Here is a 21823-nt window from a genome sequence, read left to right as displayed (position 1 = left end):
CTTCAGGCCACGTCCGCGCCATCGCCAAGGAAGGGAGGTGCCACGATGTTTTCATTTCAAGAGGAGCCGCAATCACCCGTTCGCATCAAAGTGATCGGGGTCGGAGGCGCGGGATGCAATGCCGTCAATACGATGATTACCGGCGGATTGTGCCGGGTCGATTTCGTCGCCGCGAACACGGACGTGCAGGCGCTTGATCGGTCTCAGGCGTCCTATAAAATTCAAATCGGTCCGGAGCGGACGCGCGGTCTCGGGGCCGGCGCCAAACCCGAAGTCGGACGCGACGCGGCGTTGGAGAGCAAAGACGAGATTCGCGAGAGCCTGGTCGGCGCCGACATGGTATTCGTCACCGCGGGCATGGGCGGCGGCACCGGAACCGGCGCGGCTCCAATCGTGGCGAGTATCGCGCGTGAGTTGGGGATTCTCACCGTCGCCGTCGTGACCAAACCGTTCCAGTACGAAGGGCATCGGCGCATGAGCCATGCCGAAGAAGGCATTCGTGATTTGGGGCGGCATGTCGATACGCTGTTGATCATCCCCAATCAGCGGTTGCTGGGCATCGTGGATAAGGCCACCCCGCTGTTGGATGCGTTCAAGGTGGCGGATGATGTGCTGCGCCAAGCCATTCAAGGCATTGCCGACGTGATTACCACCACCGGGCTCGTCAACGTCGATTTCGCCGATGTGCGGACCATCATGGCCCACACGGGGCGCGCGGTGATGGGCATGGGCATCGGGCGCGGCGCCAACCGGGCGCAGGAAGCCGCGCAACAGGCGATTTGCAGTCCGCTGCTGGAGGAAGGCAGCGTGGAAGGGGCTCGCGGAGTCTTGTTGAATATCACGGGCGGCCCGAATATGTCGCTGCACGAAGTGGAAGAAGCCGCGTCAATCGTGCAACATGCCGCCGATGCCGAAGCGAACATTATTGTGGGGCAGGTGATCAATCCCGAGATCGGCGATGATCTGATTGTGACGGTCATTGCGACGGGATTCGAACGGGAAGAGCAACCGGCTGCTCGACCGGCTGCCCCGGCCGAGCGCCCTGCCGCGCGAACTCCCAACGGACGCCCTGCGCAACAAGTATTGAGCGGCGTGCATGCGTCAGGGTCGGATCGACCTATCAAGGACATCGACCGGCCGACTTTCCTCCGTCGCATGGGTGAAACGCGCGAGGCGGTGGAACGGATCGCGGTCGTGGGCGACGATGAGTGGGATGTGCCAACCTTCCTGCGCAAGCAGGCCGATTGAGGATCAGCTCGTTCCGGAAAGCGTAAGGTCGGAAGAGACGATGGCGTCCGAGGTCATTACCCTTCCCTCGTTTGCAACCCATGCCGACGGGGCAGAACATTTTTTCGGCACCCGGCTGTCCGCAGTGCCGGTCACGCCGGGACGCGCCTCTGCGCACACAGCGGAACGGCGGGGCCACAAGGCAGTGGTGATCCTGTCCGTCAAGCAAGTGCACGGGACCGATGCCTTAGTGGTGGATCGGCCGGTCGAGGAGGGCGACCGGTTCGAAGGCGGCTGGGATGCGCTGGTCACTAATCAGCCGGGGCTGATGGTGACCGTGCGGACGGCAGATTGTGTGCCCGTTCTCTTGCATGATCCTGTGCGACGGGTTGTGGCCGCCGTCCATGCTGGTTGGCGGGGCGCAGTGGCGGGTATTGTGCCGAAGACTGTGGCGTTGCTGGTCAACCGGTTCGGGACGACGGTCAAGGATGTACGAATGGCCATCGGGCCTTCCGCAGGTTCCTGTTGTTATGAGGTAGACGAGCCAGTGCTTACACGGCTTCGTGACGTGTTTCCCGAATGGCAGTCCGTCGTCTCGCCGGTGAATTCGGAAAAGGCTCATTTCAATTTGCGCGCCTTTGTGCGAGCGCAAGCAATGGCGGAGGGTTTAGAGGCTGAGCGGATTGCCACTGCCGATGCTTGCACCATTTGTCAGCCTGACGTATTTTTCAGCTACCGCCGAGAAGGCGTGGTGAAAGCCACGATGGTCAGCGGAATTGCCCTCAGGCCCTCCCGGTAACCCGGCCGTCGGCTGGTCCCGGCCTTGATTCTCCGCGCCTGCTGGCGCCTGGAACCTATCGGGTGAGGCTCGGGCGTGCACGGCAATCTGCAAGGCGGCAGGATGGACGCAGAACTGGGGACAATTGCCGGTCGGGTGCGAGCGGTATTCGACGAGATTCAACGCGCAGCGGTCCGTGCGGGGCGTGCTCCGGACGCAGTGCGGCTGGTCGCGGCATCCAAAACTGTCACCGTAGAACGGTTGCGGGAAGCCGTGGATGCCGGTATTCGGCATCTTGGCGAGAACCGCCTTCAAGAGGCCCTTCCAAAAATCGAGGCACTGGATCGTGAGGGCGTCGTCTGGCATTTTATCGGTACCCTGCAGCGACGAAAAGTGAAGTCGGTCGTCGGGCGGTTCGAGACAATTCATTCGGTCGACAGCCTGGCGCTGGCGGAGGAGATCGATCGTCAGGCCAAGGCCGCGGGGTTGAAGCAACGGGTTCTGCTGGAGGTGAATCTCGGAGGAGAATCCAGCAAAGGCGGTTTTGCTCCGGCGGCATTGGCTGCGGCCCTGCCCCTTCTGAGCCAGTTTGAGCAGGTGGATATTCGCGGCCTCATGGCCATTCCTCCGCCGATGCCGACCGCGGAGGCTGCGCGTCCCTACTTCCGGCAGCTTCGGGAACTCGCCCAGGCATTGACAGCGCTAGGTTGCAGGAACATTAATATGCAGGAACTGTCGATGGGCATGTCCCATGACTATGCGGTCGCCATTGAAGAAGGTGCGACCTATGTGCGAGTCGGCACCGCAATTTTCGGGGCACGGGATGAGCAGGTTCATGATCAAAGGTAACATCGCGTTTCTAGGCGGCGGGCAGATGGCGGAGGCATTGATCGGCGGCCTGCTGGCCTCGAAGGTCAGCGAACCGCAGCTCATCTGCGCCACGGATCCGGTGGGGGCTCGCCGGGATCTTTTGAAATCCCGATTTGGCATTCTGGTCGGTGAAGACAATGCCAGGGCTGCCGACGGGGCGGATCTCGTGCTCCTGGCTGTGAAGCCTCAGGTATTACCGGCTGTGCTCAGGGATGCTGGTTCAGCCCTGTCAGGGAAATTAGTGGTCTCGATTGCCGCCGGCGTGACGACGGCCTGGATTCGGGAGCGGGTGTCGGCTGCGAGAGGCATCGTGCGAGCGATGCCCAATACGCCGGCCTTGGTGCGTGAAGGGGTGACCGCGCTGGCGTATCAGCCGGACCTGGCTGCGGATGACGTTGCGAAGGTGCGGGCCTTCTTCGAAGCGGTGGGTTCTGTGGTGCCGGTTGAAGAACGGCTGATGGACGCCGTCACCGGGTTGAGCGGCAGTGGGCCGGCCTATGTGTTCGTGGCGATCGAAGCGCTGGCCGACGGCGGAGTCAAAATGGGATTGCCGCGCGTGACTGCGCAATTGTTGGCGGCCCAGACGGTACTCGGTGCGGCACGGATGGTTCTGGAGCGGGGTGAACATCCCGCCACGCTCAAGGATCAGGTGGCCTCGCCGGGTGGGACGACCATCGCCGGGCTGCATCAGTTGGAGGTCGGAGGCATGCGGGGCTGTCTGATGGCCGCCGTCGAAGCGGCGACGAAACGTTCACAGGAGTTGGGACGCTGATGTTTGTGCTGAGCAATGTGCTGCAGGGGACGGCAACGGTGTTGGATACGATGTTGTGGCTCTATATGTGGGTGATCATCGCCCGCGCATTGATTTCATGGGTCAATCCCGATCCGTGGAATCCGATCGTGCAGTTCCTGGAGCGTGCGACGGAACCGGTGCTGACGCCGATTCGGCGACTGATAGGCTGGCGCATGGGCATGGATCTTTCGCCCATGATCGCGATCCTGATCCTTGTCTTTTTGCAATATGCCGTGGTTCAATCCTTGCGGGATATAGCCGTGCGGATGCATTAACTGTCGGGCAAGAGGTGTCGCATGAAAATCACTCCCATCGATATTCAGCAGATGGTGTTTCAGGTCAAGTTTCGGGGTTTCGACCGGGACGAAGTGAACCGCTTCCTTGAGGAGTTGGCGCTGACCGTCGAAAATCTGAATCGAGAGAACAGTCTGCTTCGCGAAAAACTCACCGTCACCGAGCAGCAGGTGGCAGACTTGCGCCGAACGGAAGCGACGCTCTCTAACACCTTGGTATCGGCGCAGACGTTGGCCGAGGATGTCAAACGGTCTGCCCAACGCGAGGCCGACTTGATCGTGAAAGAGGCCGAACTGAAGGCGAGTGAAATTATCCGGCAGGCCCGGGTCAGCCTCACCGAGATGCAGCGTGGCGTGGCGGATCTTCAAAAGCAGCGACTCATGATGGTGGAGCGGTTTCGTTCGACCTTGCGTTCGTTTGAGCGGATGCTGGAAGTGGAAGAGAGTGACGCATATCAATCGGATGCTGCTTCGGTCGAAGGAAAGCTGGCCGGCGAATCAAGCCCTGCGCGTTGAGTCTCCTGCGTCCATCCGGCAGTCCACTCTTGCTTGCACGCCTGAATCGGCGGAGCAGACCGTTCGCTCCCGTCCTTCCCCCGCTACCCGTGGACCACAAGTAGATCAAAGCCATGGCCATGAGCGATCCAATTCAGTCGGCGCTGCAAGCCGCCGTTGATGGCGGGACATTTCCGGGCGCGGTTCTGGCGGTACGGCTGCGCGGGAACATCGTCTTCGAAGGCGCTGTCGGCCGGCTGTCACGGCAAGGGCCGGAGGAAGCCGTCACGGTCCAGACCTGTTATGACCTCGCGTCCCTGACCAAAGTACTCGCGACCACCACAGCGCTGGCCCTGTTGATGCAGCAAGGGCTTGTGAAGGTGGACGACCGCATTGACGGGATCCTGAATGAATTGCGGGACAGTTCGACCGGAGGGGCGACGGTGCGGCAGTTGCTCACCCACAGTTCAGGTCTGCCGGGCTGGCGGCCTTATTACGAACGCGTAGCTGCTGCCGAGGCGGCGCAGCCGGGATTCCTCGGTAGTCCTGCGGCGCGCGAGGCCGTATTGGGGTACATCGCGAAGGAAGAGTTGGTCTATGAGCGAGGTTCCCGCAGTCTGTATAGCGATCTTGGGTTCATGTTGTTAGGTTTTGCCGTGGAGCGAGTATCGGGCGAGTCGCTCGATCAATTTTGTAGCGGGCAGGTGTACGGGCCGCTCGGCGCTTGCCCGCTGGCATATGCGCCACGCGGGCAGGTGTCGTCGCTGTCTATACATCACGGTGCGGGATGTACCATTGCCCCGACGGAGGAGGATCCCTGGCGGAAACGAATCCTCTGCGGCGAAGTCCATGATGAAAATGCCTATGCGTTGGGCGGAGTCGCCGGCCATGCGGGGTTGTTCGGCACGGCTCGCGCGGTGCTCGCGGTTTCGCAGGCTTGGATGGATGGCTGGCGCAACCAATCCGGCTTGTTGGCGTCCGATATCGTCAGGATGTTTACGACGAACCGGCAGGGCGTTCCGGGTTCCAGTTGGGCGCTGGGGTGGGATACGCCTTCGGTGCGGTCGTCCGCAGGCACGCGTTTTTCTCCAGAGTCGTTCGGCCATCTCGGGTACACGGGCACGTCGTTGTGGGTCGACCCGATCAAGGAGCTGGAAGTGGTGCTCCTCTCGAACCGGGTGCATCCCACCAGGCGAAACGAGCAGATCCGGATCTTCCGCCCGCACATCCACGATGTCATTTGCCGGGAATTCCTGAGAGGTTAGGCGGGCAGGTCGGGATAGTCGGTCCAGGTTTCTTTTTCGGCAAGGTACCGGTTGCCTTTGAAGTTCAAGCGTGTGCGTAACCGGGTAAAGCCGACATTCAGCAGCTTGTCGATGACGGCTTTGACGGCGGCACTGGTCGTTGGATGGGCTGTGCCCTCCACGGCGTAGGCTTCGTAGGTTACTTTGCCCGTATATCCAGCCGCCACCCGGCTTACGAGGACGGCCCGGTTAAAATAACGATCGCTTGGATCGATCCCCTCGACCTGATGCCGTTCAATGAGTCCCTCTTTCTTAAAGAGGAGGGGGAGTCCGCTCATACAAAACCTCCGTCGATCATCCGTAGGCCGCGAGTTACGGGTTCCGATTATAGGGACCTCCCCCGTCGAGTGCAACCGTCGTTGACAAGGTTCTACAGTGGTTTCTATGATGCGCGATTCCGGCGGCGTCATCCGGAAGCCGAAATGCCGACTCCAGCCATATGAATATGAACGTTCCCAATAGCCTGACGATGTTGCGCATCCTCTTGATCCCGGTCTATGTCGGGTTGCTTAACTATGAGCAATTCGACTATGCGCTGGCGATCCTGTTCATCGCCGGGTTGACCGACGCGCTCGACGGGATCATTGCCCGGGTGGCCAACCAGCGGACCAGGCTCGGAGAAGTCCTCGATCCCCTGGCGGACAAACTGATGCTGACCACGGGATTTATCACGCTTTCCGTCATGCACCTCGTGCCGCTCTGGCTGACGATTCTCGTCGCCAGCCGCGACCTCATGCTGATGTTGGGGGCGGCGGTCGCCCACTTCACCCATACGCAGGTCGATATCTCGCCGACGGTGCTGGGGAAAGGCACCACATTGATCCAACTGGCGACGCTGGTCGCCGTGATCTTTTTCGCCTCGCGGCGACTCGATCTCGCGACCCTCGATCCGCTTCTGTACCTGATGGGTGCCGTGACGCTGACGTCCGGCCTGCATTACCTTTCCCGAGGCTACGTACGCATTACCTCCAGCCAGGTATAACCTGCCATCATGCGTTCGGCCGCTTATGGCGCCATTTCCTGCGGTTCCGCCTTTCGTGCATTTGTTTGACAGTTTTTAGGTCGTCTTATAGACTTCGATCATAGTTTTTTCCGCTGCATACCTACGTGTCCTGCCTGGCGTTCAAAGGAGTGAAAACCGCGTTATGAGCACATTCGCCTATGTCGGACGCAATCGCCAGGGCGCTGTGAAGAAGGGGGAACTTACCGCCAAAACCAGAGACGAGGCGGTGGACCAGCTTCGCAAGCAACAGGTCGTCGTCACGAGCCTGGAAGAAAAGTCGGGTGGCGGGAAATTCAAGCTGAAGATCGGAGGAGGACTCACAGACAAGGACCTCGTGGTGTTCACTCGTCAATTCGGCACCATGATCAATGCCGGTTTGCCCCTCATTCAATGTCTCGACATTCTGTCTACCCAATCTGAAAATAAAGTTCTGCGCGAGACGGTGGGCGATGTGAAAAACAGCGTGGAAGCGGGATCCACGTTTTCGGATGCGTTAAAAAAGCATCCCAAAGTGTTCGACGATCTCTACGTGAATATGATCCATGCGGGTGAGGTGGGCGGACTGCTCGATACGATTCTGACCCGGTTGGCCAAGCACATTGAAAAGGCCATGAAACTGAAGGGCCAGATCAAGTCGGCGATGGTCTACCCCGCGGCGATTGTCGGTGTAGCGGTCGTCATCATTAGTGTGTTGATGGTCTGGGTTATTCCCGTCTTCGCGCAAATGTTCACCGAAATGTCCGGTGGCAAGGTCGGACTTCCCGGTCCGACGCAGATCGTCATCGATGTCAGCAATTTCTTCCAGAGTTATTGGTACGCCATGTTCGGGGCCATGGCAGGCGCCATCTTCGCGATCAAACGTTACTATGCCACCGTGAATGGACGCGTGGTGATCGATAAGCTGCTCCTCAAGATGCCGATCGTCGGAGACTTGATCAGGAAAGCATCTGTCGCGAAATTTACCCGCACGCTCGGAACCTTGATCACCAGCGGTGTGCCGTTATTGGAAGGATTGAGTATCTGTGCCAAGACGTCGGGCAACAAGGTGATCGAAGAAGCACTCATGAATGCGCGGGTGAGCATCAGTGGAGGAAAAACGATTTCCGAGCCGCTGGCCAAGTGTAACGTATTTCCCAAGATGGTAACGCATATGATCGCCGTCGGTGAATCGACCGGCGCGCTCGATGCTATGCTCGGGAAGATCGCCGATTTCTATGAAGACGAAGTCGACCAGGCCGTCGAGACACTGACCTCGCTCCTGGAACCGATCATGATGGTGGTGCTGGGCACCATCATCGGGTTTATCGTCATCGCCATGTACCTGCCGATCTTCACGATGGCGCAGGCTATCCAATAACGACGCTCCACCGTCGCGTCCGATTCCCGGCGCGCGGCCCGATCTGACGAGAGGGCCGTGCGCCGCACATCCATCAGGGCAACGCGCCCGTCATGCTGTCCCCAACCCTTCCAGTCTCCACCAGCGCTTCAGAGGCATCCCTGAGCCCGCATGGGTCGACCATGCCGGTGTGTGATGCGCCTCCTCAGTCGTCGAACGAGCGCTCTATGCCTGAGTTGAAGACCAGACTTCATTGGCTCATGGGGTTTCGCGTTCTAGTCGTGACCTTGATGCTCGGGCTGTCCCTGGCGTTTCAATCGACGCGTGGCGAATCGGCGCCGACCTTTACCGCCTTAATCGTCTTCACCTACGCCATCACCATCGTCTACGCACTGGTACTGAGAAATCTTACGTCTCCTGGGGCGCATACCGCCTTCACCTGGGTGCAACTCGGAGTCGATATCGTACTCGAGACCGTTCTTATTGTGAGAACCGGCGGTGTCGAGAGTCCGTTTGCGGTGCTGTATGTCATTACGGTGACGGTGGCCAGCCTGGTTCCTCACCGGCGCGTCGGCATTGTGACGGGAGCCGGCTGCACCCTTCTGTTCGGCTCCATCACGGCTGTTCAATATTTCGGGCTGTGGAACGCCTCGGCCTGGTTGCCTCCCAGCAAGCTGGAAGGGCCTGAGGCCTTGCAGACATTTGAGGTGTACGGGCTCGCGTTCCTGGTGGTTGGATTCTTAAGCAGTGTGCTGGCCGACGAGCTTCGTCATGCGGATCAGTCCTTGCGGGAGAAGGAGCAGGGACTCAGTCGCTTGCAGGTGTTTCACGAAAGCATCGTGCGCAGCATCAGCAGCGGCGTGTTTACAACCGACCAAGAGGGCCGTATTACCTCGTTCAATCCTGCGGCAGATGAGGTGACCGGCTATGGGTTCGCGGATGTGCAGGGCCGCTCGTGGCAGGAAGTCTTCAATTGGCACCCGGCGGACGGATCGCAGACGACGGACATGACGTCGCTGTCGCCCCTGCGCTTTGAGGTAGACTGCTTCCATGCCAACGGCAGCTGTCTGGTGTTGGGCATGACCCTGTCGCCGCTCCAGGAGCAGGGGACGCAACGTGGTTTGGTGGGGGTCTTCAAGGACCTCACGCAAATCCGGTATCTGGAAGAAGAGATGCGCCGGCGGGAATGGCTGGCCAATCTGGGCGAGATGTCGGCAGGTATGGCGCATGAAATACGTAATCCGCTGGGTGCGCTTGCCGGAGCCATGCAAATGTTGCGACAGGATGTCGGGTCCGATGAGACCAGCCAACGGCTGATGGACATTGCCATCCGGGAGGCGAGGCGGCTCGACAATATCATCACGGAGTTTTTGCAGTACGCGCGACCGCCGGCATTGAATGTGGCCGAGCAGGATTTGAACAAAGTCCTTGCCGATACGCTGGATCTGATCCAACATGAAGCGCGATCACGAACCGGCATCTCGATCGTGTCCCGCCTGGCCTCGACCGCCCTCGTGGCGCAGGTTGATCAGGATCAGCTGAAACAAGTGTTCTGGAACTTGGCCGTCAATGCGTTTGATGCCATGCCCGGAGGAGGAATGTTGACGATTGCCACCGGATTGCGGCGGGTGGACGTCGCCGGTTGCCGCGCCGATGTGATTGAGATCCGCTTTCACGATACCGGGGAAGGCATTCCCAAGCAGAACTTCGACAAGATCTTTTTGCCGTTTTTTACGACAAAGAAGGAAGGCTCCGGATTGGGGCTGGCCCAGGTCCATCGGATCGTAGAATTGCACGACGGGTGGATCAAGGTAGAGAGCGAGGTGGGGGCCGGAGCGCGTTTTGTGGTCTGCCTCCCGCAGTCCCCGGAGACAGGGGCTCGTTTGCGGCACGAGGGAAGGGAACCGTGGAAAAGATTCTAGTCGTCGACGATGAGCAGGGCTTGCGCGATGTGCTGAGCATCATGCTGAAGCGGGCGGGGTATGCCGTGACCGTGGCGTCGGACGGGGACGAGGCGATCGCCCAAGTGCAGAAGGAAATTTTCGATCTCGTCATCACCGACCTCAAGATGCCCAGAGTGGGCGGGCTCGAGGTGCTGAAGGCCGTCAAGGCCGCGTCTCCGGACACCGTGGTCCTGATGATCACGGCCTTTGCGTCCGCCGACTCGGCAGTCGAAGCGATGAAGCACGGCGCGTACGACTATCTCACCAAGCCGTTCCAGGTCGATGAAGTGCAACTGATTATCCGCAACGCGATCGAGCGGCGCCGGCTGTCCACGGAGAATATGCTCCTGAAGCGGGAGTTGGCCAGCCAGTCGTCGTTTTCCCAGATCGTCGGCCAGAGCGAGGCCATGCAAAAAGTCTACGATGTCATCAAGAAGGTGGCCGATTCCAAGAGCAATGTCCTGATCGGCGGGGAAAGCGGAACCGGCAAGGAACTGGTGGCGCGAGCCATTCATTTCAACAGCGCGCGCGCGTCGATGCCGTTCGTGACGGTCAACTGCAGCGCGGTGCCTGAAACGCTGTTGGAGAGTGAGCTGTTCGGCCATATGAAGGGCTCCTTTACCGGCGCGATTTCCAACAAGGCCGGTCTCTTCGAGGTCGCGAACGGCGGCACGATTTTTCTCGACGAAATCGGCGATACCACGCCCGCGATTCAGGTCAAGTTGTTGCGCGTCATTCAGGAGCGTGAGTTCCGGCGGGTAGGCGGAACTCAGGATGTGAAGGTAGATGTGCGTATCGTTGCGGCCACCAATCGGGACCTGGAAAAGGCGGTCGCCGAAGGCGCATTTCGAGAAGATCTCTATTACCGGCTCGATGTGATTCCGATCAAGCTTCCGCCGCTGCGCATGCGCACGGGCGACATTCCGCTCTTGAGCCAACATTTTCTGGAGAAATTTGCCAAGGAAAGTGGTAAACCAGTGCCGACGATGAGCCAGGAGGCCATGCGCGTGCTGTTGGCGCATGAGTGGCGGGGCAACGTTCGCGAATTAGAGAACGTCGTCGAACGCGTCGTGGCCTTCACCACGGGATCGTCGGTAACGGATGCGGATATTCGCGGATGGCTCCATAAGCCGGTGAGCAACCAGCAGGCCGTGCCGTCGGAATTGCCGGAAGATGGCCTGGACCTTGAGGGGCTGATCAACACGATCGAGAAGGATCTGTTGTTGAAAGCGCTCGAGCGGAGCCAATGGGTCAAGAAGCGAGCCGCGCGGTTGTTGCGGTTGAATACCCGGTCGTTCCGGTACCGTCTCGAAAAATATGAAATCAAAGGAGGCCGGGATTAGCGCCGCCCAGTAATCTGCGAGTGAATGCTACCAGTCTGCTGGTTCTGACTCCTGCCAAAGTCAATCTCATTCTTCGGGTGCTCGAACGACGGCCTGACGGGTTTCATGGCATCTGGTCGTTGATGCATACGGTTGGGCTCAACGATGAGTTGACGCTCACGATGCAGCCCGCCGCCGCGTCCCATATCACCTTGCGCTGTGACCAGGCCGCCCTGGCGGTGGATCAGAGCAACCTGGTCTATCGGGCCGCAGCGCTCGTGTTGGCGCGAGTCGGTCAGACGATCGATCTGTCCATCAGCCTGACCAAGCGCATCCCCATGGGGGCCGGATTGGGCGGAGGAAGCAGTGACGCGGCGGCGACCATTCTCGGGTTGACACGATTGCTGGGACTGGCATGGTCGGTTGAGCAGATGGCGGAGGTGGGGCAGCAGTTGGGCAGTGATGTCCCGTTCTTTTTTGTGGCGCCTGCCGCCTGTGTCACGGGACGGGGTGAGCATGTACGTCCGGTCCAGGTGACAGGAGAGAGGTGGATCGTGTTGGTCAATCCGGGATTCCCCGTCGCGACCAAATGGGCATACCAGCAGTTGGCCGCGACTCGCTCCGCAGTGCGCTCTCTCTCGGCAGCGGTGCAGTCCCTGGATCGACGCTCCGAGCTGAATTGGTCGGAGATCGTTCCGTTGGTAGAAAACGACTTCGAGGCGCCGGTGTTTGCCCAACACCCGGTGCTGGCTCAGATCAAGGGTCAACTGCTGAGCTTGGGGGCTGAGGTCGCCCTGTTGTCCGGCAGCGGGGCGACGATGTTTGGAGTATTCCGGGACCAGTCCGCCGCGCAGGAGGCCGCGATGCGGTTTGCGCGCAATCCTGGAATGGCGGCCTATGCCGTGCCGGCGGCAGGCGCGCCTTCGACGAGTCTCATATAGCGTGATGGGCAGGAGCTGGCGGAATTCCGGCCCTGTCGATCAGCCAGAACGATCCTTCCACCGTACATATGGTCACGCGGGTCTATCTTGGTCGTTAAGGGCTGCCGCCTGCGGCAAGATTATTGACAACTTCCCAGGCTTTTCGTTAATGTGCTGAGCTTCGGTAGGCGTCCTCTTGTCCTGACTGTGCGAGGTCGGCGGGATTCATAGCGGGTCCGTTCCGTGCCCACCGTGTTAGACGAACTCGATACGCACCGTTACAGCATCGGCATCGCCACGTACCGCATCGAAGGGGTGGAATGAACAGGGAACTGAAGCTCTTTTCGGGCAACGCCAATCCTGCGCTTGCGCGCGCGATCGGCTCATATCTCGACTTGCCCATCGGCGCGGCCACGGTGTCCTCTTTTAGTGATGGGGAAATTCGGGTCCGCATAGAAGAGAATGTGCGCGGGGCGGACGTGTTTCTTATCCAGTCCTGTTGCGCGCCGGTCAATGATTCGATCATGGAAATGCTCATCATGATCGACGCCCTCAAGCGTTCGTCGGCCAATCGCATTACCGCGGTCATTCCGTATTTCGGCTATGCCCGGCAGGATCGCAAGGATCAGCCGCGCGTGCCGATCTCAGCCAAATTGGTGGCAGACCTCATTACCACCGCCGGCGCGGATCGGGTACTGACGATGGATCTCCATGCCAGCCAGATTCAGGGGTTTTTCAATATTCCCGTGGATAATCTCTACGCCTTACCGGTGCTATTGGATTACATCACCAAACGAAGAATAGAGGATTTGGTCGTGGTGTCACCCGATGCAGGCGGCGTGGAACGTGCCCGGGCCTTTGCGAAACGTCTCCAGGCCAATCTTGCCATTATCGATAAACGGCGGGAAGGACCGAATCAGGCGCAGGTGATGAATATTATCGGTGATGTGCAGGGGAAAAGCGCTCTGCTCCTCGACGATATGATCGATACCGCGGGCACCATTGTGCAGGGAGCCCAGGCTTGCCTGGATAAGGGTGCGCGGGAGGTCTGGGCCGGCTGTTCGCACGGAGTCTTGTCGGGGCCCGCGTTGCAGCGTCTCCAACAGTCTGGACTGACGGACGTGTTGGTGACCGATTCGATTCCGTTGCGCGGCAAGGAGTTAACGTGCCCGAAATTGAAAACGTTGTCTGTGGCCCCACTCTTTGGTGAAGCCATCAGGCGCATCCATGAGGATGAATCAGTGAGTTCGTTATTCGTGTAGGCCGTCCGCGTGGAGCGACAGGTCGAGGAGGAGCATCATGAAATTCGAGTTAACCGTTGAGAGCAGAGAAGGTGGGGGCAAAGGCCCTGCACGTCAACTTCGTCGTGCCGGTCGCGTTCCGGCGGTCCTCTATGGACAGGGGGAATGTCTCCTGCTGTCCGTCAAGCCGGACGAACTGGTGAAGATTTTACGGTCCCAAGCCGGATCCACGGCGCTGATCTCCCTCACCATCAACGGGACGAAAAGTAAACCCAACCGTACGGCTTTGTTGCGGGACTTCCAGGTGGATCCAATTGCCGGAAGCGTGCTGCATGCGGATTTCTTTGAAGTCGCCATGGATAAGCCGATTCGCGTCAAGGTTCCTATCCATTTGACCGGCGGTCAGCCGATCGGCCTGAAAGAGGGCGGTGTGCTGCATCAGGCCTTGCGTGAATTGCATGTTGAATGTCTGCCGTCCGTGTTGCCGGATTTCATCGCGGTCGATGCCTCGCAGTTACAGATCAACGAAGGTATTCATCTGAAGGATATCCCGAAGACGGAAGGCCTGCGCTTCCTGGATGATCCCGACCACATGGTCGTGAGTGTGGCGGCGCCGATGACCGATGCCAAGCTGGAGTCCTTGCTCGCCACCGGTGCAGCCGGAGCTGAGGGCGCCAAGGAACCGGAAGTGGCGGCCAAGGGGAAAGCGGCGGCTGAAGGCGCGGCTGGCGCGGAAGCCGGCAAGGCAGGTGACGCCAAGGCCGGGGCTGCGGCGCCTAAGGCGGGAGCGGCTCCAGCCAAGAAGGAACCAGAAAAGAAGAAGTAGTGGCATTGCGCCTGCTTGTTGGATTGGGCAATCCCGGAGCCGAGTATGCCGAGACCCGGCACAACATCGGCTGCTGGGTGATCGAACGGGCTGCGGCGCGATGGTCGATACGTCTCACCAGAAAAGGCGTGGCCCAGCGAGGCTCGGGTCGCGCCGGTTCTAAACTCGTCGAGCTGGCCGGTACGCTCGACTGGATGAATCTCAGCGGTCCCCCCCTCAAAGGCCTCCTTCGTGAACTTGGCTTGGCGCCCGAGGCCCTAGTGGTCGTGCATGACGATCTGGATCTGGAGCCAGGTCGATTGCGGATCAGGCAGGACGGCGGCAGCGGCGGTCACAATGGTCTCAAGTCGATTATCGAAGCCCTAGGCACCTCAAAGTTCGTCCGCTTGAAGGTCGGAGTGGGGCGCCCGGCACCGCGGCAAGACTCCGCCGACTATGTGCTGGAGCCTGTCACACCAGAGGAACGAGCGCTGTATGCCCCCTGTCTCGACCGGGCCGTCGATGCCCTGGAGTTACTCTTGAATCGCGATGTCGCCACGGCGATGAACCAATTCAACGTGCGGGACAAAGCCGAGGGCGGCGAGAGGACTTAGTTCCCGTACCTGCGGCGGACTCATGCCCAACGTGGTCAGCCATCCCGGCGTTGCCCGTTCCATAGGAAAACCTACTGCTCTGGTGTGCTCGATCCGGGCCTGCCCGTTGCCCTGGTGCGCCCTGTCCCAACCTCTTGGATGGATTTCCTTGTCATCGAGGTAATCGCCAGCTGGTTGACTTCGGCGGTGGCGCTGCTTGCGAATCTGCCCACTATCGGAATGAATGTCACCGGAGTTATTTCCGTGTTGACGTGGGCATAGGTCCAACTCTCTAGCAGGCTGCGGAAAAACTCATGTTTTGCACGCTACGCCGCGATCAGCTCACGTGGCGTGTTGGTATCAGGATAGTAGGCAGGATGCGCAACAAGGCCATCCAGCAAGGCCGCAGCGAGTGAAGCGGCGAATCGTACTCGTGTCGTACGTTGAGCCGCTGAACGAGGCGAGAACGCCGCTGGTGGACTTTTTCCGCATCCTGCTAGAGGGGCCTCGCTGAAAGGTAGAGTATGCGGAGCATAGCCTGATGTTTCCAGTATCAACAACTTTTCAGCTGAGCTCGGGAATGTATTTGAGTATGGCGAGGGGTTGGGCAGAGAGGTTGGGGCGCACATCATCGCGAGCATGGGGCACAACTTGCTGCACGTTGGGCCCATTGCGGCTGGCAGGTGGAAGCCCGATCAATCGAATCAACGTACGGTGGCCCCTGGGACCTCCAGGGGCCACCGCTCCTTCCGAGAAAGAGAGGCACGTTTCCTTCGCGGTCGGCTCTGTTACGAAGCGCCTGGGTCCCACACATCATTGGTCCAATAATCGCACCCGCCTGAGGCGCAGAGTGGTCCCCCTTCATAGGGCGTGTTCATCGAGAAGTCGGGGACGCTGATGGGACGTTCGGTGTCGATGCCTAGTTCGATGGGTGCGCTCAACGCAGTTGAATCGTTTGATCCGTTAGGTCTGGTGCTCACGACAAAATTATAGATTTCGTCGGCCGCCACATCATTGATGCCATGTCGTCGATCCAACAGCATTTTGAGAAGGCGATCGGTTTCTCTCTTCACGACTTGGTGGTCTCCTCGGTCCAGACCGGCCTTCATACGGTCGAGTTTCTGGAAGTAGGGGGCGAAGTCCGAGGCGGGGTAGGTCGCTTTCTCGAACGCGACCATGTTCCAGACATCATCGATCCACGTCTCGCTCGCGAGTGCTGTGCCGCCGCACAAGAGTACGAGGGCGCAGCTTGCCGGTAGGATTATTCGTATGCTGTGTTGAAGGTTGCTCCAGTTCATGGCGGTACTCCTTTCGGAGCGTGCGAGCCGATGAGAACCGCTTGATCTCAGCGGCCATGTTCACCGGCTCGCCAAGGGTGAGCAGTGCGTCCCCGTGCGAATGGAAACGGCGGCGATCTGGCTTCTGAAGCGGACCGGGCGACCATGGTAGAGATCTCTTCTGGAAGGTCTGCCTGGGACGGAGTGATTGTACGAGTGGGACAAGGAGTGTGCCATTACCGTGGAGAGTGATTTTGTCTCCACCGTTTGGGTGAGGAAGAATGGACGGACGTTTCTCGTAACCTGTGCGGGACGTTCACGAGGCAACCGTAGGAATGGTTCCGGCAGTGAGTGGGAAGACTGTGATACAGTAAAAATAGTTGCAACATCGACCCACGGAAGAGACCATGCTGACGTCCAGCCACCAGCCTCTCTCGCTTGCGCAGTTTGACCTTTCCCCTGACCGCGGGTTCCTTCCGGCGGCCGATCCGTTGGCGCAGCTGCCGGATGAGCCGATCTTGAATCAGGTCGGCGCGGAGCTTCCGAAATTCCTGACGGCGCGACAGTTTCGATCTTTCGTCCAGGACCATCAGCAGCTCATGGGCGCGGTGGCGGACGATTGGGGGCTCGATGTGTTCCGTTCCGCCATGCGGACGCTGTCATTTGCCGGGCATGCCTATGTCTGGGAAAATCCCGACTCTCCGGCGGCCAGGTTGCCGGCCAGCATCGCCTTGCCTTGGTGCCGCATTGCGCAACAGCTGGGCCGTCCGCCGGTCCTTTCGTACGCCTCCTATGCGCTGCACAACTGGCGGCGGCTTGATCTGCAGAAGCCGATCGAGTTGGGTAATATCGTGCTCCTGCAGAATTTCCTCGGCGGGCTCGATGAAGAATGGTTTGTGTTGATCCACATCGAGATCGAAGCGAAAGCCGGGTCAGGACTGCAGGGCTTGGTTCAAGCCCACAATGCCGCGCGGGACGATGAGGCGGAGACCGTGCTGGCCGGGTTGCATGCGCTTGCCGTTGCGCAAGAGGCGATGCGTGAGACGCTCCTTCGCATGCCGGAACGGTGCGACCCCTACATCTATTACAGCCGGGTGCGACCCTATATCCATGGGTGGAAAAACAGTCCGGCATTGCCACAGGGACTGATGTACGAAGGGGTGACGGACTATGCTGACCGCCCGCAACAATTCCGGGGGGAAACCGGCTCGCAAAGTTCGATTGTACCAGCGTTGGATGCGGGACTTGGTGTGCGCCATGCCGACGATCCATTGACGCAATACCTGGTCGAAATGCGTGACTACATGCCGCCGCGCCATCGAGCCTTTGTCTCCGCGCTTGAGGCGCGCATGGACGGCCAACAGCGGCCATTGCTGTATGGGTATGTCCGCGATCGCAAGGCGACCAATCCCCAATTATGGGAGTCGTTCTGCGCCTGCGTAGACTTGCTAGCCCAGTTCCGCGACATTCATGTCGGGTACGCCGAGCGCTATATCTTCCGTCAGCACCAGTCGCATGCGAGTAATCCGACCTCCGTAGGCACAGGCGGAACGCCGTTCATGCCCTATCTCAACAAACATCTGGAGGAGACGAAGCACCTTCTCCGGGACTAAGCACGCAGGTGCGATTGTCTCCTCCCGTGTTTCGGGCTGGAATAATGGCCTCGGAGTTCGTACACTGCCGGCGTGCCGATGTGATTTGACCTATGCGCAAACCCGGCGAACCCATTTACCTCCGGATACACCTGATCGCCCTGGCGGTGGTCCTTCTTGCCACGGTGGCGTTGCCTCAGGCAGCGGAATTTTTTGTCGGCCCGCTAAGCTTCGGCACGCGCGCGTTGGCGGGGTTGGGAATTGCTGTGGCGGGCGGGATTGCGTTGTACCGGCTCTATAATTCTTCCGCCCGCAATGAGCCCTAGCAGCCAGCAGGGCATACTGCCGCCTGTATTGACGTGTCGCTGCGCGGGTGTCGGTCTATCCGGCATCGATCCTGCCTGTCGGGCATCTACTCCGCCACAGCCTCCTTTGCAATTCGACATCACGTAGGTGAGCCCGGCAAAGTTATCCAGTGTTCTCCGCCGAGGGACTGTTATGATCAGGGTAGGCCTCGCCCATGGAGCAAGCCACCATGGTGTGGATGACATGTCTACGCAGTGGGTTCGCAGGAGTATTGTCTGTGTCCCTACTCCTCCTCGCGCCTGTCTCGACCAGAGCGGAATGGTATGCGGCCGCCCAGCTGGGCGTGAACTTCGCCGATCCCATCCGGAATGTTCGAGGGAGCGGCTCCCTCGCCGGGTTGGAGGCCCCTAACTTCAATCTGAAAACCAGTCCCGCGTTCGGCGGCAAATTAGGATGGTTTCCCAATCATGGGATTCTGGGACTCGAAGTGGATGTTTCCCACAGTACCCCGCATATTAAGAATCTCGACGATGTGCCGGGCATTCACCTCTCCGTGACCAACATCGGCCCCAGCGTCATCCTTCGCTATCCTGGTCTGACCTGGCAGCCGTATATCGGTGGTGGACCGGCCCTGCTGGTGGCGCATCTTGGCCGATCTTCGACCACGGAGAGCGATACGCAGGTGTCGATCGGTGCCAATGTACTGGTGGGTATCCGCGCGTTCGTCACCCCGAGGGTGGCGTTGTTTACCGAATATAAATACACCGATTCGACGTTTCGCTTCGGCGGCGCGTTCGGGCCGGTCGGTGGTTTCGACGGTACCTATCGAGCCCATCAGCTGTTCATGGGCCTGGCCTATCACTTTTAGGAGAGCCTTGCCATGATGCGATTCGTTGGCTGCTCCGTTGCGACAGGCATCCTGGTGTTGACAGCAGGGTGCGCAGAGTCGCTGCACCAGGGGTAGCGGAAGGAAGTATGGAATAGCCGGTCCCATGCCGGGTTTTCAGACGGATCAGCCTACGGGAGAGCAGGATATTGGTGGAATCCGTTCGGATACTACGGCTCCGGCTACGGGTGGTATGGCGGCGGTTACGCGGGTAGTCATCAATCATCAACTGCGCCAGCATCTCGCCCGGCTCCGCCGGACAACGCGCCGCCACAGTTTCAGAAGAAGTATTGAGCCGAATAGGGTCACGGACGCTATGGGCAGACACATTGTAGATCGGTTTGGAGCGGCACGTATGCGCCAATGCGCATGCACCGCCATGGCGCTGGGGATCCTGGTATTCATGTCGGCCTGCGCCCAGTCGGTACACCAGACGCAACGGCTCGCGCAGCAAGACTTCATGCTCGACCCCGGATATGCGGGCGCCCAAAATTATTCCTATTGGCCTGGCCCAGGATACGGATATGGCATTGGGTATGGGGCCGGGTATTGGGGGGGACCGCTCGGATATTATGGCGTTCCGTACGGGCCCCTGGGATTTGGTTGGTACGGTGGGTATGGGGGCTTCGGTGCCGCACGTCCACCATCGAGCATGCCGGGAGCACGTCCTTCGCCGCCGCCACACGCGCCGCCACAATTCAGGAAAAAATACTGAGAGCCCTGACGTTACGTTCGACGAGAGTCAGTCGCCCAAAGAAGGACGCGCTGTCTGGCAAGAGACACGCCGAGTCAATCCTTTCTGTATCCATACCAATACTGCCTTGTATCCAAATCGATAAGATACGGTTCCCACCCTCAAGCGGCCTTGTGCATCCTCTGGGTCTCGTCCGAAGTCATCCACATTCACCATGACGAACGCGGAAGCGACGCGCCAGTCAGATCATTGGTGCATACGTGTAACTCGCAGTTCCATGGCTCTGATGAGGGGCACGCTCAGTCCACGTAATATTTGCCTCGGTATTTTTTCGTCCGACTGACGGAAAATGGCTTGGCAAGTATTGTGCAATCTGGTATCTCGTGCCCGGCCTAGATAAGACTAGCCCGCCGGCCGAAGGCCCGTCGCAGCAGTGAATCGGCGAGTACAGCAGAAGGGCTCATGAAGAAGGCGGACTAGGTGGTGATCCTCTGCGTGCATTGTTCGTGCGGATTGCTGTTTCCCGGGCCTCGATGTCATGTGATCATTGAGCTAAGTGCCGTCTGTTTCCAGGAGGAGGATTCTCGATGCGTGTACTGTCCACTGTCACCCTATGGATGATAGGTGTACTTGTCTTAGCCGGAATGACCCAGCCAAGCGACGCGCTCTCGCAGGCCGTGACCCCGTTTCAGATCGTTGGACACATTCAACGCTTCACGCTTGATAACCCAGCAGATCCTCTATCCGGTGCCAAGCTTACCGTGAATGGTGTGGATGTGGTGCTGCCGAAGAATCTCGTGATCCAATTGCCGGCGGCCTATTTCACTGCGCAACAGCTGTTCGATAAGGCGCAGGGCGTCTCAAAAAAGTATGGAGAATCCGGGCTCGCACTGAGCGATAAGTTTCCTCCACTGGCGGCATTTGAGGCCGATGTGAGCGGGAATATTGTGAATGGCCTCTATATTGCCGGGCTAGTCAGCATCTCACAGCAATCGTTGAATACCGGCGCTGGCTTCATCCATCACATCGATACCGCGACCGGCATGATGTGTGTGGGGGGAAGTTCGACAGCAGTGGCGTGTGGCGGCGGTGATACGCGTATTCGTCTGAATGATCCCGCATTGGATGCCTCGGACCCTTTTGCGGGAGACGGACGGTACGGCAAGCCGAATCCGGCGCCGCCACCAGTTGGTATGGATGATCCGAACTCTCGCTACCCGGATCCGCGTTTTACAGTCGACCAGGGCAATCCCACGGTGCATGCGCTGACCGGTTTCCCGATGTGCGTGCCGCGCTTGGTGAACGATGCGCAATGTCCCAGTCAAAATCGACCGGTGGAGCTCACCTTCGTCATGGACTCCGTCGATCTCGTGCCGCCGATTAAATTTGGAAATAACGCGATTAAGGCCTGCCCGCTGTGTGATGCGAATAGGCAGGCGCCGGTGAGAGTCGGCGACTACATTACCTTCTCGGGCACGAGGGCTCGTGATGCACAGGGAGCGGATTTTGTATCGGTGCATACGTTGGTGGTGAATGTCGGCATCTATACCAAACCCGGTGGACGTGCCTATGTCAGCCTGGAGGAATCCCTGCTTGGAACGAGGGGGCCGGTCGCGGATTGCGGCGCGGCTGCCGAATGCCAGGACCGCTTGAAAGTCGAAGGCTTCACGACGGATCCAAGCCGTCGCGTCAGCGTCTATGCTGTGGACGTCGCGCCAGGCGGGGTCCCCAGGGTGCGGTTGCTGCATAGCACGGAAAAAGACCAAGCCGTCTTTGGACGGTTCCGCTACGTCCCACCATTGACGGCCGCTGCGCTCTTCGATTTCAACGGAAATTTGAAAGGAGCTACGCGCGAGCTGATGGTGCGCATTGACGATCCTACGCCGTTACCGGACGGCAGCAATGTGCCGAGCGTACCCAAAGCCGCTCATGGGCTGATAGCCGGCATCTATGTCGCCCCGGTCGGGGAGTATATTTTCCCGGAACCAACAGGCGTGCAAGGGGGCGCTCAGCCCGCGCTGAATTTTCAATGTTTGGCCTTCCTCGCGAACGGGTGGGCGCTGCCGGACAGCGGGTTGCCCAATATTCCCCGCCTGACCCCTTGGCCGGGAGTCGCAACGCCGACGTTTTCCTGCACGCAATAGT

Annotated in this window: 21 protein-coding genes and 1 pseudogene; 20 read left to right on the top strand and 2 right to left on the bottom strand. The window is 59.4% G+C overall.

Going from position 1 to position 21823, the window contains the following annotated elements; genetic code table 11:
* Positions 1 to 45: 45 nt before the first annotated feature.
* The 7 genes from ftsZ to GDA65_06585 all read left to right on the top strand — a co-directional run bounded on the left by ftsZ (position 46) and on the right by GDA65_06585 (position 5721).
* Positions 46 to 1248, top strand: coding sequence for a cell division protein FtsZ (gene ftsZ / locus GDA65_06615; GenBank protein ID MBA5862362.1), 1203 nt, complete (start codon positions 46 to 48; stop codon positions 1246 to 1248).
* Positions 1205 to 2026 (top strand): peptidoglycan editing factor PgeF, encoded by an 822-nt coding sequence (gene pgeF, locus GDA65_06610; GenBank protein ID MBA5862361.1) that lies wholly within the window; start codon positions 1205 to 1207, stop codon positions 2024 to 2026. The genes ftsZ and pgeF overlap by 44 nt, the downstream gene beginning before the upstream one ends.
* A 102-nt stretch (positions 2027 to 2128) precedes the next feature.
* Positions 2129 to 2854 carry a YggS family pyridoxal phosphate-dependent enzyme gene (locus GDA65_06605; protein ID MBA5862360.1) on the top strand — a complete coding sequence of 242 codons (726 nt, stop codon included), beginning with the start codon at positions 2129 to 2131 and terminating at the stop codon, positions 2852 to 2854.
* Complete coding sequence (gene proC / locus GDA65_06600; GenBank protein MBA5862359.1) at positions 2841 to 3647, top strand: pyrroline-5-carboxylate reductase; 807 nt, start codon at positions 2841 to 2843, stop codon at positions 3645 to 3647. Before GDA65_06605 ends, proC begins: the two co-directional genes overlap by 14 nt.
* The gene (locus tag GDA65_06595) at positions 3647 to 3943 is read left to right on the top strand and encodes a YggT family protein (GenBank protein ID MBA5862358.1); all 297 of its coding nucleotides are present in this window, start codon (positions 3647 to 3649) and stop codon (positions 3941 to 3943) included. Before proC ends, GDA65_06595 begins: the two co-directional genes overlap by 1 nt.
* 21 nt (positions 3944 to 3964) lie before the next feature.
* Positions 3965 to 4477 (top strand): DivIVA domain-containing protein, encoded by a 513-nt coding sequence (locus GDA65_06590; GenBank protein ID MBA5862357.1) that lies wholly within the window; start codon positions 3965 to 3967, stop codon positions 4475 to 4477.
* Between the two features lie 113 nt (positions 4478 to 4590).
* Positions 4591 to 5721, top strand: a complete 1131-nt coding sequence (locus GDA65_06585; protein ID MBA5862356.1) for a serine hydrolase — start codon at positions 4591 to 4593, stop codon at positions 5719 to 5721.
* On the opposite strand, the gene GDA65_06580 is transcribed toward GDA65_06585, so the two are convergent.
* Positions 5718 to 6038 (bottom strand): hypothetical protein, encoded by a 321-nt coding sequence (locus GDA65_06580; GenBank protein ID MBA5862355.1) that lies wholly within the window; start codon positions 6036 to 6038, stop codon positions 5718 to 5720. The genes GDA65_06585 and GDA65_06580 overlap by 4 nt on opposite strands.
* A 161-nt stretch (positions 6039 to 6199) precedes the next feature.
* On the opposite strand from GDA65_06580, the gene GDA65_06575 reads away from it, so the two are divergent.
* From GDA65_06575 to GDA65_06540, 8 genes are all read left to right on the top strand, one after another.
* On the top strand, positions 6200 to 6742 hold the full coding sequence (locus tag GDA65_06575; protein MBA5862354.1) for a CDP-diacylglycerol--glycerol-3-phosphate 3-phosphatidyltransferase: 543 nt from the start codon (positions 6200 to 6202) through the stop codon (positions 6740 to 6742).
* 163 nt (positions 6743 to 6905) lie between these two features.
* A complete protein-coding gene (locus tag GDA65_06570) occupies positions 6906 to 8120 on the top strand; it encodes a type II secretion system F family protein (GenBank protein ID MBA5862353.1) in 1215 nt (404 codons plus the stop codon).
* 92 nt (positions 8121 to 8212) lie between these two features.
* Positions 8213 to 10021 carry a PAS domain S-box protein gene (locus GDA65_06565; GenBank protein ID MBA5862352.1) on the top strand — a complete coding sequence of 603 codons (1809 nt, stop codon included), beginning with the start codon at positions 8213 to 8215 and terminating at the stop codon, positions 10019 to 10021.
* Positions 10006 to 11385 (top strand): response regulator, encoded by a 1380-nt coding sequence (locus GDA65_06560; GenBank protein MBA5862351.1) that lies wholly within the window; start codon positions 10006 to 10008, stop codon positions 11383 to 11385. The genes GDA65_06565 and GDA65_06560 overlap by 16 nt, the downstream gene beginning before the upstream one ends.
* Positions 11386 to 11399: 14 nt before the next feature.
* Complete coding sequence (gene ispE, locus GDA65_06555) at positions 11400 to 12305, top strand: 4-(cytidine 5'-diphospho)-2-C-methyl-D-erythritol kinase (GenBank protein MBA5862350.1); 906 nt, start codon at positions 11400 to 11402, stop codon at positions 12303 to 12305.
* Positions 12306 to 12604: 299 nt separating this feature from the next.
* Entirely contained in the window at positions 12605 to 13546 is a 942-nt protein-coding gene (gene prs / locus GDA65_06550; protein ID MBA5862349.1) for a ribose-phosphate diphosphokinase, read from the top strand.
* A gap of 37 nt (positions 13547 to 13583) precedes the next feature.
* Positions 13584 to 14351, top strand: coding sequence for a 50S ribosomal protein L25 (locus GDA65_06545; GenBank protein ID MBA5862348.1), 768 nt, complete (start codon positions 13584 to 13586; stop codon positions 14349 to 14351).
* Entirely contained in the window at positions 14351 to 14944 is a 594-nt protein-coding gene (locus GDA65_06540) for an aminoacyl-tRNA hydrolase (GenBank protein MBA5862347.1), read from the top strand. The genes GDA65_06545 and GDA65_06540 overlap by 1 nt, the downstream gene beginning before the upstream one ends.
* Positions 14945 to 15711: 767 nt before the next feature.
* Here GDA65_06540 and GDA65_06535 read toward each other — a convergent pair.
* Entirely contained in the window at positions 15712 to 16221 is a 510-nt protein-coding gene (locus GDA65_06535) for a hypothetical protein (protein ID MBA5862346.1), read from the bottom strand.
* Positions 16222 to 16607: 386 nt separating this feature from the next.
* Between GDA65_06535 and GDA65_06530 the strand changes: the two genes are divergently transcribed.
* From GDA65_06530 to GDA65_06510, 5 genes and pseudogenes are all read left to right on the top strand, one after another.
* A complete protein-coding gene (locus GDA65_06530; protein MBA5862345.1) occupies positions 16608 to 17813 on the top strand; it encodes a hypothetical protein in 1206 nt (401 codons plus the stop codon).
* 92 nt (positions 17814 to 17905) lie between these two features.
* Positions 17906 to 18118, top strand: a complete 213-nt coding sequence (locus tag GDA65_06525) for a hypothetical protein (GenBank protein ID MBA5862344.1) — start codon at positions 17906 to 17908, stop codon at positions 18116 to 18118.
* A 194-nt stretch (positions 18119 to 18312) separates the two neighbouring features.
* Positions 18313 to 18966: an outer membrane beta-barrel protein gene (locus GDA65_06520; protein ID MBA5862343.1), complete on the top strand. Its 654-nt coding sequence runs from the start codon at positions 18313 to 18315 to the stop codon at positions 18964 to 18966.
* A gap of 526 nt (positions 18967 to 19492) precedes the next feature.
* Positions 19493 to 19606, top strand: a pseudogene (locus tag GDA65_06515) (sulfur globule protein CV1).
* A 659-nt stretch (positions 19607 to 20265) separates the two neighbouring features.
* Positions 20266 to 21822, top strand: a complete 1557-nt coding sequence (locus GDA65_06510) for a hypothetical protein (GenBank protein ID MBA5862342.1) — start codon at positions 20266 to 20268, stop codon at positions 21820 to 21822.
* Position 21823: the final 1 nt, after the last annotated feature.

Origin of the sequence: Nitrospira sp. CR1.1, from assembly GCA_014055465.1 — a bacterium.
GTDB lineage: Bacteria > Nitrospirota > Nitrospiria > Nitrospirales > Nitrospiraceae > Nitrospira_A.
Note: the sequence above shows the minus strand (reverse complement) of the source record. Positions and strands in the feature narration are given on the sequence as shown.

Coding starts and splice junctions, on each gene's coding strand:
- ftsZ (MBA5862362.1), top strand. CDS start 46: ATGTTTTCATTTCAAGAGGAGCCGCAATCACCCGTTCGCATCAAAGTG.
- pgeF (MBA5862361.1), top strand. CDS start 1,205: ATGAGTGGGATGTGCCAACCTTCCTGCGCAAGCAGGCCGATTGAGGAT.
- GDA65_06605 (MBA5862360.1), top strand. CDS start 2,129: ATGGACGCAGAACTGGGGACAATTGCCGGTCGGGTGCGAGCGGTATTC.
- proC (MBA5862359.1), top strand. CDS start 2,841: ATGATCAAAGGTAACATCGCGTTTCTAGGCGGCGGGCAGATGGCGGAG.
- GDA65_06595 (MBA5862358.1), top strand. CDS start 3,647: ATGTTTGTGCTGAGCAATGTGCTGCAGGGGACGGCAACGGTGTTGGAT.
- GDA65_06590 (MBA5862357.1), top strand. CDS start 3,965: ATGAAAATCACTCCCATCGATATTCAGCAGATGGTGTTTCAGGTCAAG.
- GDA65_06585 (MBA5862356.1), top strand. CDS start 4,591: ATGGCCATGAGCGATCCAATTCAGTCGGCGCTGCAAGCCGCCGTTGAT.
- GDA65_06580 (MBA5862355.1), bottom strand. CDS start 6,038: ATGAGCGGACTCCCCCTCCTCTTTAAGAAAGAGGGACTCATTGAACGG.
- GDA65_06575 (MBA5862354.1), top strand. CDS start 6,200: ATGAATATGAACGTTCCCAATAGCCTGACGATGTTGCGCATCCTCTTG.
- GDA65_06570 (MBA5862353.1), top strand. CDS start 6,906: ATGAGCACATTCGCCTATGTCGGACGCAATCGCCAGGGCGCTGTGAAG.
- GDA65_06565 (MBA5862352.1), top strand. CDS start 8,213: ATGCTGTCCCCAACCCTTCCAGTCTCCACCAGCGCTTCAGAGGCATCC.
- prs (MBA5862349.1), top strand. CDS start 12,605: ATGAACAGGGAACTGAAGCTCTTTTCGGGCAACGCCAATCCTGCGCTT.
- GDA65_06545 (MBA5862348.1), top strand. CDS start 13,584: ATGAAATTCGAGTTAACCGTTGAGAGCAGAGAAGGTGGGGGCAAAGGC.
- GDA65_06535 (MBA5862346.1), bottom strand. CDS start 16,221: ATGAACTGGAGCAACCTTCAACACAGCATACGAATAATCCTACCGGCA.
- GDA65_06530 (MBA5862345.1), top strand. CDS start 16,608: ATGCTGACGTCCAGCCACCAGCCTCTCTCGCTTGCGCAGTTTGACCTT.
- GDA65_06525 (MBA5862344.1), top strand. CDS start 17,906: ATGCGCAAACCCGGCGAACCCATTTACCTCCGGATACACCTGATCGCC.
- GDA65_06520 (MBA5862343.1), top strand. CDS start 18,313: ATGGAGCAAGCCACCATGGTGTGGATGACATGTCTACGCAGTGGGTTC.
- GDA65_06510 (MBA5862342.1), top strand. CDS start 20,266: ATGCGTGTACTGTCCACTGTCACCCTATGGATGATAGGTGTACTTGTC.